At 66.2% G+C, this 13,538-nt stretch carries 15 protein-coding genes; 8 read left to right on the top strand and 7 right to left on the bottom strand.

What is annotated here, in order from left to right; translation table 11 throughout:
• Nucleotides 1-33 precede the first annotated feature (33 nt).
• Complete coding sequence (locus K225_RS0101220; protein WP_081679567.1) at nucleotides 34-522, bottom strand: MarR family winged helix-turn-helix transcriptional regulator; 489 nt, start codon at nucleotides 520-522, stop codon at nucleotides 34-36.
• Between the two features lie 4 nt (nucleotides 523-526).
• On the bottom strand, nucleotides 527-1,501 hold the full coding sequence (locus K225_RS0101225; RefSeq protein WP_051248561.1) for a tripartite tricarboxylate transporter substrate binding protein: 975 nt from the start codon (nucleotides 1,499-1,501) through the stop codon (nucleotides 527-529).
• A 309-nt stretch (nucleotides 1,502-1,810) separates the two neighbouring features.
• On the opposite strand from K225_RS0101225, the gene panB reads away from it, so the two are divergent.
• The 3 genes from panB to lysA all read left to right on the top strand — a co-directional run bounded on the left by panB (nucleotide 1,811) and on the right by lysA (nucleotide 5,096).
• Nucleotides 1,811-2,704: a 3-methyl-2-oxobutanoate hydroxymethyltransferase gene (gene panB / locus K225_RS0101230; protein WP_026434709.1), complete on the top strand. Its 894-nt coding sequence runs from the start codon at nucleotides 1,811-1,813 to the stop codon at nucleotides 2,702-2,704.
• Between the two features lie 27 nt (nucleotides 2,705-2,731).
• The gene (gene panC / locus K225_RS0101235) at nucleotides 2,732-3,586 is read left to right on the top strand and encodes a pantoate--beta-alanine ligase (protein WP_026434710.1); all 855 of its coding nucleotides are present in this window, start codon (nucleotides 2,732-2,734) and stop codon (nucleotides 3,584-3,586) included.
• Nucleotides 3,587-3,842: 256 nt separating this feature from the next.
• Nucleotides 3,843-5,096 carry a diaminopimelate decarboxylase gene (gene lysA, locus K225_RS0101240; RefSeq protein WP_026434711.1) on the top strand — a complete coding sequence of 418 codons (1,254 nt, stop codon included), beginning with the start codon at nucleotides 3,843-3,845 and terminating at the stop codon, nucleotides 5,094-5,096.
• Nucleotides 5,097-5,153: 57 nt separating this feature from the next.
• On the opposite strand, the gene K225_RS0101245 is transcribed toward lysA, so the two are convergent.
• From K225_RS0101245 to K225_RS0101260, 4 genes are all read right to left on the bottom strand, one after another.
• Nucleotides 5,154-6,167 (bottom strand): NAD(P)H-dependent glycerol-3-phosphate dehydrogenase, encoded by a 1,014-nt coding sequence (locus K225_RS0101245; protein WP_026434712.1) that lies wholly within the window; start codon nucleotides 6,165-6,167, stop codon nucleotides 5,154-5,156.
• A 55-nt stretch (nucleotides 6,168-6,222) separates the two neighbouring features.
• Entirely contained in the window at nucleotides 6,223-6,681 is a 459-nt protein-coding gene (gene secB, locus K225_RS0101250) for a protein-export chaperone SecB (protein ID WP_026434713.1), read from the bottom strand.
• A 107-nt stretch (nucleotides 6,682-6,788) separates the two neighbouring features.
• Nucleotides 6,789-7,049, bottom strand: coding sequence for a glutaredoxin 3 (grxC, locus tag K225_RS0101255; protein ID WP_026434714.1), 261 nt, complete (start codon nucleotides 7,047-7,049; stop codon nucleotides 6,789-6,791).
• 78 nt (nucleotides 7,050-7,127) lie between these two features.
• Nucleotides 7,128-7,535 (bottom strand): rhodanese-like domain-containing protein, encoded by a 408-nt coding sequence (locus K225_RS0101260; protein WP_026434715.1) that lies wholly within the window; start codon nucleotides 7,533-7,535, stop codon nucleotides 7,128-7,130.
• A gap of 72 nt (nucleotides 7,536-7,607) precedes the next feature.
• On the opposite strand from K225_RS0101260, the gene gpmA reads away from it, so the two are divergent.
• The 4 genes from gpmA to K225_RS0101280 all read left to right on the top strand — a co-directional run bounded on the left by gpmA (nucleotide 7,608) and on the right by K225_RS0101280 (nucleotide 11,269).
• On the top strand, nucleotides 7,608-8,351 hold the full coding sequence (gene gpmA, locus K225_RS0101265) for a 2,3-diphosphoglycerate-dependent phosphoglycerate mutase (RefSeq protein WP_026434716.1): 744 nt from the start codon (nucleotides 7,608-7,610) through the stop codon (nucleotides 8,349-8,351).
• A 121-nt stretch (nucleotides 8,352-8,472) separates the two neighbouring features.
• Nucleotides 8,473-9,909, top strand: a complete 1,437-nt coding sequence (locus tag K225_RS0101270) for a S41 family peptidase (RefSeq protein ID WP_026434717.1) — start codon at nucleotides 8,473-8,475, stop codon at nucleotides 9,907-9,909.
• Nucleotides 9,910-9,985: 76 nt separating this feature from the next.
• A complete protein-coding gene (locus tag K225_RS0101275; RefSeq protein WP_026434718.1) occupies nucleotides 9,986-10,738 on the top strand; it encodes a HesA/MoeB/ThiF family protein in 753 nt (250 codons plus the stop codon).
• Between the two features lie 114 nt (nucleotides 10,739-10,852).
• Nucleotides 10,853-11,269 carry a response regulator gene (locus K225_RS0101280; protein WP_026434719.1) on the top strand — a complete coding sequence of 139 codons (417 nt, stop codon included), beginning with the start codon at nucleotides 10,853-10,855 and terminating at the stop codon, nucleotides 11,267-11,269.
• A gap of 95 nt (nucleotides 11,270-11,364) precedes the next feature.
• Here the strand turns inward: K225_RS0101280 and K225_RS0101285 are convergent, their stop codons facing one another.
• Nucleotides 11,365-11,997, bottom strand: a complete 633-nt coding sequence (locus K225_RS0101285) for a response regulator transcription factor (protein ID WP_026434720.1) — start codon at nucleotides 11,995-11,997, stop codon at nucleotides 11,365-11,367.
• A gap of 120 nt (nucleotides 11,998-12,117) precedes the next feature.
• Between K225_RS0101285 and K225_RS0101290 the strand changes: the two genes are divergently transcribed.
• Nucleotides 12,118-13,482 carry a CHASE3 domain-containing protein gene (locus K225_RS0101290; RefSeq protein ID WP_026434721.1) on the top strand — a complete coding sequence of 455 codons (1,365 nt, stop codon included), beginning with the start codon at nucleotides 12,118-12,120 and terminating at the stop codon, nucleotides 13,480-13,482.
• Nucleotides 13,483-13,538 lie beyond the last annotated feature (56 nt).

Here is a 13,538-nt window from a genome sequence, read left to right on the forward strand (position 1 = left end):
CGGTCGTGAATCAGAAAAGGAAGGGGCGGCCGGTCAGCCGCGCTCGTTGTGCGCGACCAGGCGGTCGAGCAGCTGGCCCAGCTGGGCCAGCTCGCGGGGCTTGAGGCAGCCAAAGATCTCGCGGTTGCGCCGCACCACGAGCTGGTTGGCGGCCTGCCAGCGCTCGCGGCCCTGCGGCGACAGCATCAGCACGACGCCACGGCCATCGGCCTCGCTGCCCTGCTTGAACACCAGGCCCTGGTCCACCAGCGCCTGGGCAGCCCGGCTGGCCTGGCTCTTGTTCAGGTTGGACAGGCGCGCCAGGTCCTTGACCGACAGCGGCTCGAAGGTGCCGATGGTGGTCAGGCACCGGCCATCGCTGAGCGACAGGCCTGCCTCGTCCAGATAAGCCTGGTGGCTGACCGGGTCGGACAGCTTGCCCAGGTGGTGGAACCGGTAGGTGAACGAGCGGTTGAGCGGCACCTCGAACGGGTCGGCGGCCCCATCGGCCTGGGGAATGGTGAAACGGGAGGGCCGGGCCATGGGATCAGTCCAGCTTGATGCTGCCGACCTTGATGACCTGGCCCCACTTGGCGCGCTCATCGACCCAATAGCGGGCCATCTGCTCGGGCGAGCTGGGGATGGACTCCAGGCCCAGCGCCTGCAGGCGGGCCTTCACGGCCGTGCTGTCCATGGCGGCCAGCAAGGCCGCATTGAGCTTGGCGATCACGTCCCTGGGGGTGCCTGCAGGCACCACCAGGCCTTGCCAGGCGTAGGCCTCGAAGCCCCGGAGACCCTGTTCCTGCAGCGTCGGGATGTCCTCGAAATTCTTGACCCGCTTGGCGCTGGCGATGCCGATGGCACGCAGCTTGCCGGTTGTCACAAACTGGTAGCCGCTGGCCGTGTCCACAAACATGAAAGGCACCTGGCCTGCCACCACATCCTGCACCGCAGGGGCCGCGCCGCGATAAGGCACATGGGTAAAGCGGTTGCCGGTTTTCTCGCGGAACAGCTCGGCCGCCAGATGGTGCGGGCTGCCCGGGCCAGGCGATGCGTAGTTGGCGGCGTTCTGGGCCTTGGCCCAGGCCAGGAACTCGGGCAGCGTCTTGGCCGGCACCTGCGGGTTGACCACGAGGATCATCGGAAACCGCACCGTGAGGCCGACCGGGGCCAGGTCCTTTTCGGCGCTGTAGCCCAGCCTGGTGTACAGCGACGGGTTGGCCGCCAGCGTGGCAGTGTCGGCGGACATCAGCACATAGCCATCGGCCTTGGCGCGGGCGACATACTCCGCACCGATGTTGGTGGCGGCACCGGGCTTGTTGTTGATGACCATGGGCTGGCCCAGCCACTTGCCCATGGACTCGGCCAGTGTGCGGGCCACCACATCGGTGCCGCCGCCAGCGGGGTACGGAACCACCCACTCGATGGCCTTGGAAGGATAGGTCTGGGCCGCCGCCGCCGTGCAGGCGGCGAGCATGGCCAGGGCAAAAAGGCGGCGGGTGGTAGGCAGGAAGGCGCGCATGAAAACCTCGGAATCGGGCAGGATGGGTTGAGCTGGAGCAAAGACACCAAAACCACCACCGGGCAAACACACGCGGCATTGATCTGGCGCAACAAATGTACGCAATTTGGTTGCATGCGCAACTAGATACTTACCCTAATGGTTGCGCGCGCAACCTGTTACAGCCCACTGCGACCGCTTGCAAACGCAGGCCCGGTACGGTGGCGCACCCAGACGTCTTGCCCAGGTGACCGTCCGGCAGGGCAGGCCGCAGGCTTGGCAGCATGGACATGGCATAGACTCGCGGCACTTTTTGCCCATGGGACCTTCATGACTGATCCTGCCCAGCTCCAGGCGCCCCCGCACGCCACGCCGTATGGCACGCTGCCGCCCGCATCACCGCTGCCCCAGCGCCGGCCCGTCAGCCTGCCGCGCCTGGCGCAGATGCGCGAGGCCGGCGAAAAAATCACCATGCTCACGGCCTACGACGCCACCTTTGCCGCCGTGGCCGATGCGGCCGGCATCGAGTGCATTCTGGTGGGCGACTCGCTGGGCATGGTCTGCCAGGGCCTGCCCAGCACGGTGGGCGTCTCGCTCGACACCATGGCCTACCACACGGCCAGCGTGGCGCGCGGCCTGCACCGCGTGCAGGGTACGGCCTGGCTGGTAGCCGACCTGCCCTATGGCAGCTACCACGAGTCCCGCGAACAGGCCCTGCGCAACGCCTGTGTGCTGATGCAGGCCGGCGCGCACATGGTCAAGCTCGAAGGCGGCGGCTGGACGGCGCCCACGGTGGAGTTTCTGGTGCAGCGCGGCGTGCCCGTGTGCGCCCACCTGGGCCTGACGCCGCAAACCGTGCACGCCCTGGGCGGCTACCGCGTGCAGGGCAAGACCGAAGACGCCGCCCGTACCCTGCGCAAGGAGGCGCTGGAACTGCAGGACGCCGGCGCGGCCATGCTGGTGCTGGAGATGGTGCCCGCCGCACTGTCCGCCGAAATCACCGCCGAGCTGCGCCACTGCCACACCATCGGCATCGGCGCGGGCAACGGCACGGCCGGCCAGGTGCTGGTGCTGCACGACATGCTGGGCATGAACCTGGGCAAGATGGCCAAATTCGTGCATAACTTCATGCAGGACGCCGGCAGCGTGCGCGGCGCCATGGAGGCCTATGTGCAGGCCGTCAAGCAGGGCCGCTTCCCCGACAACGCATTGCACGCCTGGTAAGGCCCCTCTTCCACCCAGATCTCCAAAATGCTCATCGCCCGCTCCATTCCTGAACTGCGCGCCGCCCTGGCCGGCCGCCGCCCCGCCTTCGTGCCCACCATGGGGAACCTGCACGCGGGGCACCTGGCGCTGGTGCACCAGGCCCGGCCGCTGGGCGACTGCACCGTGGTCAGCATCTTTGTGAACCGCCTGCAGTTCTTGCCGCACGAAGACTTCGACAGCTACCCGCGCACCTGGGATGCAGACTGCGCCCAGCTGCGGGCCGCCGGCTGCGATGTGCTGTTTGCGCCCCGCGAAACCGACCTCTACCCCGAGCCGCAGACCTTCAAGGTGCACCCCGACCCGCAGCTGGCCGAGCTGCTCGAAGGCCAGTTCCGCCCCGGCTTCTTCACCGGGGTGGCCACGGTGGTGATGAAGCTTTTCAGCTGCGTTTTTGGCGCCACCGGCGGCGGCACGGCGGTATTTGGCCGCAAGGACTACCAGCAGCTCATGGTGATCCGCCAGATGGTGCGCCAGTTTGCGCTGCCCATCGAGGTGGTCGCGGGCGAGACCAGCCGTGCCCCTGACGGCCTGGCCCTGAGTTCGCGCAACGGCTACCTCAGCCCGCAGGAGCGCCAGGAAGCCGTAGCGCTGCCGCAGGCGCTGCGCCAGCTGTGCGACCGCTGGGCCGCAGCGCAGGCCGCCGGAACGCTGCACCCCGCCGAGCTGGAGCAGCAGGCGCTGGACCAGCTGCGCGCGCGCGGCTGGCTGCCCGACTACCTGGCGGTGCGCCGCCGCTTGGACCTGCAGCCGGCCACGCCAGGTGATGCACCCGGGACGCTGGTGGCCCTGGGTGCCGCCCGGCTGGGGGCCACGCGGCTGATCGACAACCGGGAGTTCTGAACAACGCCCGGCCCTTGGGAGGGCACACCGCCCAGCCGGGCCCCGCGGCTGGCGCTGAAGGAACAAGGGATAAAACCAGATTGGAGTCAAGACATCCAACCTTGCCAACCAGCACCTGCGGCAGGTGGTGCGGGCGCCGCCGGCCATCGGGGCATGGAGCGCCGGCCACCACGAATGCCCGGTAAACTTCCACGACCCGGATCAATTGCCTGATCCGCCACACCCCTGCGCCTTTTCCCTGCACCCGGATCGCCCCATGTCCAACCCCTTCTCACCCGCACAACTGTGGTCCCTGGCCGACCAGTTTGGCACCCCGCTGTGGGTGTACGACGCGGCCACCATTCGCCAGCGCATTGCGCAGCTGTCCAACTTCGACACCATCCGCTTTGCGCAAAAAGCCTGCTCCAACATCCACATCCTGGCGCTGATGCGCGCGCAGGGCGTGAAGGTGGACGCGGTCTCGCGCGGCGAGATCCTGCGCGCGCTGGCCGCCGGCTACCAGGCCGGCCAACCAGGCGACGGACCGTCGGAGATCGTGTTCACCGCCGACCTGTTCGATGCGGCCACGCTGGCCTGCGTGGTCGAGCATGGCGTGCCGGTGAACGCCGGCTCCATCGACATGCTGCACCAGCTGGGCGCGGCATCGCCAGGGCATGCCGTATGGCTGCGCATCAACCCCGGCTTTGGCCATGGCCACAGCAACAAGACCAACACCGGCGGCGAGCACAGCAAGCATGGCATCTGGCACACCGACCTGCCGGACGCGCTGGCCGCCATCCGCCAACATGGCCTGAAGCTGGCGGGGCTGCACATGCACATCGGCTCGGGCGTGGACTACCGCCACCTCGAACAGGTGTGCGGCGCCATGGTGGAGCTGGTGCGCACCACGCACTCTGCGGGGCACGACCTGCACGCCATCTCGGCCGGCGGCGGCCTGTCCATCCCTTACCGCGATGGCGATCCGGTCATCGATACCCAGCATTACCACGGCCTGTGGGATGCCGCACGCCAGCAGGCCGAGGCCATCGTGCGCCACCCGCTGGGCCTGGAGATCGAACCCGGCCGCTTTCTGGTGGCCGAATCGGGCGTGCTGCTGGGCGAGGTGCGTGCCACCAAGGATGCAGGCAACAACCATTTCATGCTGCTCGACACCGGCTTCAACGAGCTGATGCGCCCCAGCATGTACGGCAGCTACCACACCATGAGCGTGCTGCGCCGCGACGGCAACACGGTCACGCACCGGCCCAGCGTGGTGGCAGGGCCGCTGTGCGAGTCGGGCGATGTGTTCACGCAGGGCGACGGCGGCGTGGTGCTGCCACGCAACCTGCCGGACGCCCAGGTGGGCGATCTGCTGGTGATCCACGACGCGGGCGCCTACGGCGCCTCGATGTCCTCCAACTACAACACCCGGCCTTTGACCGCCGAGGTACTGGTCGATGGCGGCCAGGCCCGCCTGATCCGCCGCCGCCAGACGGTGGAAGAACTGCTGGCGCTGGAGCTGGGGCTGTAAAACAGCCACCGGGTCAATGAAATGCCCGGTGGATGGATGCTGGCCATTGGAATTGGGTTAGCGCAGCTCGGAGGCCGGGTCGCGCCCCATCAGCAGGCCCACGGCATCGGCCGGGTGCAGCCGGCCATCGAGCAGAGCCACCACGGCCTGGGTGATGGGCATGTCCACACCGAGCCCGGCCGCACGCTGGGCCACGGTGCGGGCGCAGTACACGCCCTCGGCCACATGGCCCAGTGAATCCACCGCCTGCTGCAGGCTCTGCCCCTGCGCCAGCAGCAAACCCACACGGCGATTGCGCGACAGGTCGCCCGTGGCGGTCAGCACCAGATCGCCCATGCCCGACAGCCCCATGAAGGTGTCGGGCCGTGCGCCCAGCGCCACGCCCAGGCGCGTCATTTCGGCCAGGCCGCGCGTGATGAGGGCGGCACGCGCATTCAGCCCCAGGTTCAGCCCGTCGCACAGGCCGGTGGCAATGGCCAGCACGTTCTTCACCGCACCGCCCACTTCCACGCCCACGATGTCGTCGTTGGCATAGACCCGCAGGCTGGCGCTGTGAAAGGCCGTCACCAGCGCATCGCGCACCACGGCGTGCCGGCTGGCCGCCACCAGCGCCGTGGGCTGGCCGCGCGCCACCTCTTGCGCAAAGCTGGGGCCACTGAGTACGCCGGCGATCAAATCAGGAGCCACCTGCGCGCACACCTCGTGCGCCAGCAGCCCAAATGCCCCTGCATCGGCCGGAACCACCGCCTCGAAGCCCTTGCACAGCCAGGCCAAGGGGGCCTGGCAGCCGCGCAAAGCCCGCAGCATGCCGCGCAACGCAGCCATGGGCGTGGCCACGATGACCAGGTCGGCAGCGCGCGCCAGCGCCAGCGGGTCGGCACCCGATACCGCGAGCGCGGGGGGAAAAGCAATGCCCGGCAGGTAGCGCGCATTCTGGCGCTGCGCCCGCATGTCGGCCACCTGCTGGCCATCGCGCGCCCACAGCGTGACGGTGTGACCGACCGGTTGCCGGGCGGCCCCCATGGCCAGTGCCGTGCCCCAGGCACCGGCACCAAGTACGACGATGTTCATAGCTGCTTGCGCCTATGCATCAAGCGCCAGAGGCCAAAATGGCCCCTGAACCGCATCACTGGGTGATGATGGGCGAAGGTTCGCCGGCGGCCTGGGCCTGCTGCTGCTCGTACATGGCCTGGAAGTTGATTTCTGCCAGGTGCACGGGCGGGAAGCCCGCGCGGTTCACGATGTCGGCCACGTTGCCGCGCAGGTAGGGGTACACGATCTGCGGGCAGGCGATGCCCATGATGGGGCCCATCTGGTCTTCGGGGATGTTGCGGATCTCGAAAATGCCGGCCTGCTTGGCCTCGACCAGGAACACGGTCTTGTCCTTGACCTTGGTCTGCACCGTGGCGGTGACGGCGACTTCAAAGATGCCTTCGGCCACAGGGGTGGCTTCCACGCCCAGCTGGATGTCCACGCTGGGCTGCTCCTGTTCGAGCAGGATGCCGGGCGAATTGGGCTGCTCCAGGGACATGTCCTTGAGGTAGACGCGCTGGATCTGGAACACGGGGTTTTCTTGATCGGCCATGGTGAAGTCTCTCTGCTCTAACAAAATTTCAGCAAAACAAAACCCGCCGGGGAGCAGCTCCCGCAGCGGGCACATGGGCTTGCATTATGCAGCGCCCGGGCAACCGATCAGGCGGCGCCCAGCAGGGGCATCAGCCCGCCGCGGCCGTCGAGCGCCACCAGATCGTCGTGCCCACCCACATGGGTGTCACCGATGAAGATCTGGGGCACCGTGCGGCGGCCGGTGATCTCCATCATGTGGCTGCGTGCTGCGGGGTCGGTATCGATGCGGATCTCTTCGATCTGCTCCACGCCCTTGGCCTTGAGTATCTGCTTGGCGCGGACGCAATAGGGACAGACGGCAGTGGTGTACATCTTTACGGGTTGCATGGCGGTCCTTCCTGTTTTTTCCTGTAGGGCAACAAAACCAGTCAAAAGCCTGTCGGCTATCGCATAACTGGGGGCAATTCAGGATTTTTCTACCGGCAGGCTGGCCTCGCGCCAGGCCTTGAGGCCGCCGGCCATGGCCTGGGCATTGTCGTAGCCGAGCTTCTTGGCCATGGCCACGGCACGGTTGGCGCGGGCGCCGCTGGCACACACCAGTACCAGCGGCAGGGCCTTGTTCTTCACCAGCGTGGGCAGGCGCTCTTCGAGCTGGCCCAGCGGCACATTCTTGGCGCCGCCCACATGGCCGGCAGCGAACTCTTCGGTCTCGCACACGTCGATGACCACGGCTTTCTCCCGGTTGATGAGCTGCACGGCCCGCGTGGGCGTGAGCGATCCACCACCGGCGCTCTTGAGCAGCGGCCACAGCAACATGCTGCCCGAAGCGAGTGCCACGAGGACCAGATACCAGTTGTCGATAACGAATTTCACGAAGATTCCTTGGGTTGGCAAACCGCGTAATTCTAAAATGTATGGTTTTGACCCGCTTTCCCTAGGGACACCATGCACAAACTCGTTCTGATCCGACACGGCGAATCCACCTGGAACCTTGAAAACCGCTTCACCGGCTGGACAGACGTTGACCTGACGCCCACCGGGGTGTCGCAGGCCATGTCCGCCGGCAAACTGCTCAAGGCCGAAGGCTACGCATTCGACCTGGCCTTCACCAGCGTGCTCAAGCGCGCCATCCACACCCTGTGGTACGCGCTCGACGAAATGGACTGCACCTGGCTGCCCGTGGTGAAGGACTGGCGCCTGAACGAGCGCCACTATGGCGCCCTGCAGGGCCTGAACAAGGCCGACATGGCCAAGCAATACGGCGACGAGCAGGTGCTGGTGTGGCGCCGCAGCTATGACACGCCCCCGCCCGCGCTGGAAGCCACCGACCCCCGCAGCGAGCGCAGCGACCGCCGCTATGCCGGCGTGGCGGCCGAGAGCGTGCCCCTGACCGAGTGCCTGAAAGACACCGTGGCCCGCGTGCTGCCGTTCTGGAACGAGGCCATGGCGCCCGCCATCCGCTCGGGCAAACGGGTGGTGGTGGCGGCGCACGGCAACTCCATCCGCGCGCTGGTGAAGTACCTGGACAACATCTCCGAGACCGATATCGTGGGCCTGAACATTCCCAACGGGATTCCGCTGGTATATGAGCTGGATGCCGACCTCCAACCCATCCGCCACTACTATCTGGGCGATGCCGAGGCCGCTGCCAGGGCCGCGGCCGCCGTGGCTTCACAGGGCAAGGCGTAAAGTCGGCGTAAAGCCGGGCCAAAACCCGAAAAATCCTGCGAAAGCAAGTGCCCGCGCGGAACTGCAGCGGGCGCGGCCCTTCCAAGAGTTGTATATTGAAACGAAGCGGTAAAGGTGTTCTATGGGCCACAAACTCAAAATTGCAGGGTGGGTGTCAGTCGGCGTAGTGGCTGGAGCGCTGACCACGGTGTCCCTGCAGACGGTGGCGCGCGGTGCCATGACGCCGCTGCCGCTGGAAGAGATCCAGCAGCTTTCTGCCGTGTTCGGCCTCGTCAAGACCGATTACGTCGAGCCGGTGGACGACAAGAAGCTCATCACCGACGCCATCTCGGGCATGGTGTCGAGCCTGGACCCGCATTCCCAGTATTTCGACAAGAAGTCCTTCAAGGAATTCCGTGAAGGCACCTCTGGCCGCTTCGTGGGCGTGGGCATCGAGATCACGCAGGAAGATGGCCTGATCAAGATCGTCTCGCCCATCGAGGGCTCTCCTGCCTTCCGCGCCGGCCTCAAAACCAACGACCTGATCACCAAGATCGACGAAACCGCCGTCAAGGGCCTGTCGCTCAACGACGCCGTCAAGAAAATGCGCGGCGAGCCCGCCACCAAGGTCACGCTCACCATCTTCCGCAAGGACGAAAGCCGCACCTTTCCCGTGACCATCACGCGCGAAGAAATCAAGACCCAGTCGGTCAAGGGCAAGCTCATCGAGCCGGGCTACGGCTGGGTGCGGCTGTCGCAGTTCCAGGAACGCACGGTGGATGACTTCGTGCGCAAGGTCGAGGAAATCTACAAGCAGGACCCGCAGCTCAAGGGCCTGGTGCTGGACCTGCGCAACGACCCCGGGGGCCTGCTTGATGCGGCCGTCGCCATCTCGGCGGCATTCCTGCCGACCAACGTCACCGTGGTCAGCACCGACGGCCAGCTGGCCGAGAGCAAGGCCACCTACAAGGCCGCGCCCGAGTTCTACCTGCGCCGCGGCAGCGGTGACCCGCTCAAGCGGTTGCCCGCAGCGCTCAAGACGGTGCCGCTGATCGTTCTGGTGAACGAAGGCTCTGCCTCGGCCAGCGAGATCGTGGCCGGCGCGCTGCAGGACCACAAGCGAGCCACCATCATGGGCAGCCAGACCTTCGGCAAGGGTTCAGTGCAGACCGTGCGCCCCCTGGGTCCGGACACCGGCCTCAAGCTCACCACGGCCCGCTACTACACACCGAGCGGCAAGTCGATCCAGGCCAAGGGCATCGTGCCCGACGTGATGATCGACGAATCGGAAGAAGGCAATGTGTTTGCCGCCCTGCGCATGCGCGAGGCCGATCTCGAAAAGCACCTGGGCAGCGGCCAGGGCGAGGAACAAAAGGATGAGGCCCGCGAAAAGGCCCGCGAAGAAGCCCGCAAGCGCCTGGAGGAAGAGGCGAAGAAACCGGTGGCGGAACGCAAGATCCCCGAGTTCGGCACCGACAAGGACTTCCAGTTGACGCAGGCCCTGAACCGGTTCAAGGGCCGCCCCGTGCTGGTCAGCAAGACGCAGACCGAGCGCAAGGAAGAAAAGAAAGAGAACTGAGACAGCCCTGCTGCCACCGAGGCCGGGTTTCCCACGGAGCCCGGCCTTTTTCACGCGCCACGCGCCTGCCTACACCATGACCGATGACCAGCTCCTGCGCTACTCCCGCCACATCCTGCTCGACGAGGTGGGCATCGAAGGACAGGAGCGCATCCTGGCCAGCCATGCCCTGGTCATCGGCGCGGGTGGACTGGGCTCGCCGGCGGCGCTGTTCCTCGGATCGGCCGGTGTCGGGCACATCACGCTGGTCGATAACGATGTGGTGGACCTGACCAACCTGCAGCGCCAGATTGCCCACACCACCGCCCGCGTGGGGCAGCCCAAGGTAGCGTCGGCGGCGCAGGCCGTCACGGCCATCAACCCGGAGGTTCGGGTGACAACCTTGCAGGCACGCGCGGATGCCGCCCTGCTCGACATGCTGGTGCCGCAGGCCACCGTGGTGCTGGACTGCAGCGACAACTACGCCACGCGCCACGCGGTCAACGCCGCCTGCATGCGGCACGGCAAGCCCCTGGTGGCCGGGGCCGTGATCCGTTTTGACGGCCAGATCACCGTGGTGGACCCGCGCGATGCAGCCTCGCCATGCTATGCCTGCGTGTTCCCTCCCGACGCCGCTTTCGAAGAGGTGCAATGCTCGACCATGGGGGTGTTTGCACCGCTGGTTGGCGTGGTGGGGGCCATGCAGGCCGCCGAGGCGCTGAAACTGCTGTCCGGCGCGGGGCCCTCGCTGGCTGGGCGCCTGCTCATGCTCGATGGCCGCGCCATGGAGTGGAACACCATGCACCTGAACCGGCACCCCCACTGCCCGGTGTGCGCAGCGTTGAAGTAAGAAACGTCCTACGCCCTCAGCCTGTGGTGGCTGGCAGAATTGCCGCACCGCCCCCGTTAAATTAACGGCTCGACCCCGGCACATCTGCACCGGTCGCACTCCATGGATCAGGCTGTGAAACTGCGTACCTACATTGTTGAAGACAACGCCACGATTCGGGAAAATCTGATCGGAACGCTGGAGGAACTCGCCTGCGTGGAGGCGGTCGGCGCCAGCGCCACCGAAGACGAAAGCAAGGAATGGCTGACCGCCCACAGTGCGCAGTGGGATCTGGCGATCGTGGATCTATTCCTGCGCCAGGGCAGTGGCCTCGGTGTGCTGGCGGCATGCCGCGCCCGCCAGCCGGGCCAGAAAATGGTGGTCCTGAGCAACTACGCCACCCCCGATGTGCGCATGCGCTGCGCACAGCTTGGCGTGGATGCGGTGTTCGACAAGTCCAACGAAATCGACGCCCTGGTGGACTACTGCATCGAGCACAGCAGCAAGGCACAAAGCGCCGCTGACCAGCAGCCCCGGCCGGACATGCCGTGAGGCCCCTTGCCCTGCGCAAACCGTGCCGGGGCGGCGTTGACAGGGCACGGCCAACGCAGGACCAGCGCAGCCAACGGGGCCAGGGGTCCCGCCCTTCAGTCGATCAGCCGGTTTTTCAGGGCGTAATAGGTCAGGTCGCTGTTGGACGAGAGCGCCATCTTTTCCATGAGCCGCGTGCGGTAGGTGCTCACGGTCTTCACGCTCAGCGACAAGGCCTTGGCGATGTCTCCGGCGGTTTCACCCTTGGCCAGTTTCAGGAACACCTGGAATTCCCGCTCCGACAACTGCTCATGCGGCGGCGCATCGTCCTTGCGGTTCAGTTGCTGCGCCAGCAACTCGGCCACGGCGGGCGTGAGATAGCGCCGCCCCAGCGCGATGGTGCGAATGGCCTCGACGATCTCGGAAGGCTCGCACTCCTTGTTGAGGTAACCGCTGGCACCCTGGCGGATCAGGTTGATGGCGTAATGCTCTTCGGGATAGCCACTCAGGATGAGGATGCCCATGTCGGGCGCCTTCGCACGCAGCATGGCCAGCGCATCCAGCCCGCTCTGGCCCGGCATGGACAGATCCATCAGCAACACGTCTATTTCATGGTTGCGCACGAGATCAATGGCCTCGCGGCCATTGCCCGCCTCGCCCTCCACGCGAAAATCCACATGCTCCGACAGAAACTGCCGCAGCCCGGTCCGGACAATCGCATGGTCATCCACAATACCGATCTTGATCATGAGCTTCTTTCAGGGAGCGGCCATGCCACGTCCAGGTCGTTGTTGTTGCACAGGCTTGCGCCGCCATCTGCACCGCAGGCGACAGCGTAGCAGTTCCCCGCGATTATCCGAGCACCCCGCATGACGTTCAAAGAAAACTCCCGGCACTGGCTCAGAAAAAGCCGCACGATGGCCATCAGCCTGCCTTTTGCCTTGCTGGCTGCGCTGGTGCTGATCGGCATCAACGAAGCCGGGCATATGCGCTCGCAGGAAGCCGTGGAAGCCATGAACGAGGGGCAGCAGACCCGCAATGCGGTCAACCGCCTGCTGCAAAGCATGCTGGACGCGGAAACCGGCCAGCGCGGCTACCTGCTGACCGGCAACGAAACCTACCTCGAACCCTACGACAAGGCAGTTGTCACGGTGCAGACCAATCTGGACGAGTTGCGCAACCGGTATCTGAAGTCGCCCGATGAACTGCAGCAGTTCGCCTACCTGTCGCGCGAGATTTCGCGCAAGCTGGCCGAGATGGAACTGAGCCTGCGCCTGCGCCGGCAGGGCAACGAGGATGCCTGGAAATTCGTCCTGTTCACCGACGTGGGCAAGGAGCACATGGAGTCGATCCGCAAACAGGCCCATGTGCTGATCGATCGCAGTGCCCAAAGGGTGCAGGAGAGCCGCCGCCAGATTGTGCAATCGCTGATGCTGTCGCGCATCGGCATTGCGACCGTGACAGCCGTCGGCCTGCTGGCGTTCTACATGTACCTGCGCCAGGCCCGCACCCTGCAACAGGTGAACCAGCGCGAACAGGAGGTGCTGGAGCGCGAGCGTGAGCGGCTCGAAGGCCTGGTACGCGCACGCACCGCCTCGCTGTCCGAGCTGGCCAGCCACCTGCAGCAGGTGCGCGAGGACGAACGTGGCTACCTGGCGCGCGAGCTGCACGACGAACTGGGCTCCTTGCTGACCGCCGCCAAGCTCGACGTCGCCCGGCTCAAGTCGAAGATCGACCACCAGGCCCCCGAAGTTGCCGAACGCCTCCGGCACCTGAACGAAACGCTCAACAGCGGCATTGCCCTCAAGCGCCGCATCATCGAGGACCTGCGCCCCTCCTCACTGTCCAACCTGGGACTGGCGACGGCCCTTGAAATCCTGACCCGCGAACATGCCGAGACCGCCGGGATCGAGATCGAGACCAACCTGGAGCCCGTGCAGCTGACAGAAGCCACCCAGCTGACAATCTACCGGCTGGTGCAGGAAGCCCTCACCAACATCAGCAAGTACGCCAAGGCCACCAAGGTGCTGGTGACCGTGCACAACCATCCCACCCATGTGACGGTACAGGTGCGCGATGATGGCGCAGGCTTCGACCCGGCCAGCGTGGGCATTGCGTCGCATGGACTGGCCGGCATGCGCCATCGGGTGGAGGCCGCAGGCGGGCGGCTGACCATCACCTCCCGCCCGGGCAACGGCACCCTGGTGTCGGCCGTTCTGCCCAAGCCCCGCTGAATCACCAGCCCCCCGCACCACGGCATGCTGCGGCCTGCGCTGGGCGTTCAGGCGGG

The sequence above is a fragment of the Acidovorax sp. JHL-9 genome (assembly GCF_000426205.1).
GTDB lineage: Bacteria > Pseudomonadota > Gammaproteobacteria > Burkholderiales > Burkholderiaceae_C > Acidovorax > Acidovorax soli.

Excerpts from the sequence above, each read along its gene's own strand:
- K225_RS0101220 (WP_081679567.1), bottom strand. The coding sequence starts at position 522 with ATGGCCCGGCCCTCCCGTTTCACCATTCCCCAGGCCGATGGGGCCGCC.
- K225_RS0101225 (WP_051248561.1), bottom strand. The coding sequence starts at position 1,501 with ATGCGCGCCTTCCTGCCTACCACCCGCCGCCTTTTTGCCCTGGCCATG.
- panB (WP_026434709.1), top strand. The coding sequence starts at position 1,811 with ATGACTGATCCTGCCCAGCTCCAGGCGCCCCCGCACGCCACGCCGTAT.
- panC (WP_026434710.1), top strand. The coding sequence starts at position 2,732 with ATGCTCATCGCCCGCTCCATTCCTGAACTGCGCGCCGCCCTGGCCGGC.
- lysA (WP_026434711.1), top strand. The coding sequence starts at position 3,843 with ATGTCCAACCCCTTCTCACCCGCACAACTGTGGTCCCTGGCCGACCAG.
- K225_RS0101245 (WP_026434712.1), bottom strand. The coding sequence starts at position 6,167 with ATGAACATCGTCGTACTTGGTGCCGGTGCCTGGGGCACGGCACTGGCC.
- secB (WP_026434713.1), bottom strand. The coding sequence starts at position 6,681 with ATGGCCGATCAAGAAAACCCCGTGTTCCAGATCCAGCGCGTCTACCTC.
- grxC (WP_026434714.1), bottom strand. The coding sequence starts at position 7,049 with ATGCAACCCGTAAAGATGTACACCACTGCCGTCTGTCCCTATTGCGTC.
- gpmA (WP_026434716.1), top strand. The coding sequence starts at position 7,608 with ATGCACAAACTCGTTCTGATCCGACACGGCGAATCCACCTGGAACCTT.
- K225_RS0101270 (WP_026434717.1), top strand. The coding sequence starts at position 8,473 with ATGGGCCACAAACTCAAAATTGCAGGGTGGGTGTCAGTCGGCGTAGTG.
- K225_RS0101275 (WP_026434718.1), top strand. The coding sequence starts at position 9,986 with ATGACCGATGACCAGCTCCTGCGCTACTCCCGCCACATCCTGCTCGAC.
- K225_RS0101285 (WP_026434720.1), bottom strand. The coding sequence starts at position 11,997 with ATGATCAAGATCGGTATTGTGGATGACCATGCGATTGTCCGGACCGGG.
- K225_RS0101290 (WP_026434721.1), top strand. The coding sequence starts at position 12,118 with ATGACGTTCAAAGAAAACTCCCGGCACTGGCTCAGAAAAAGCCGCACG.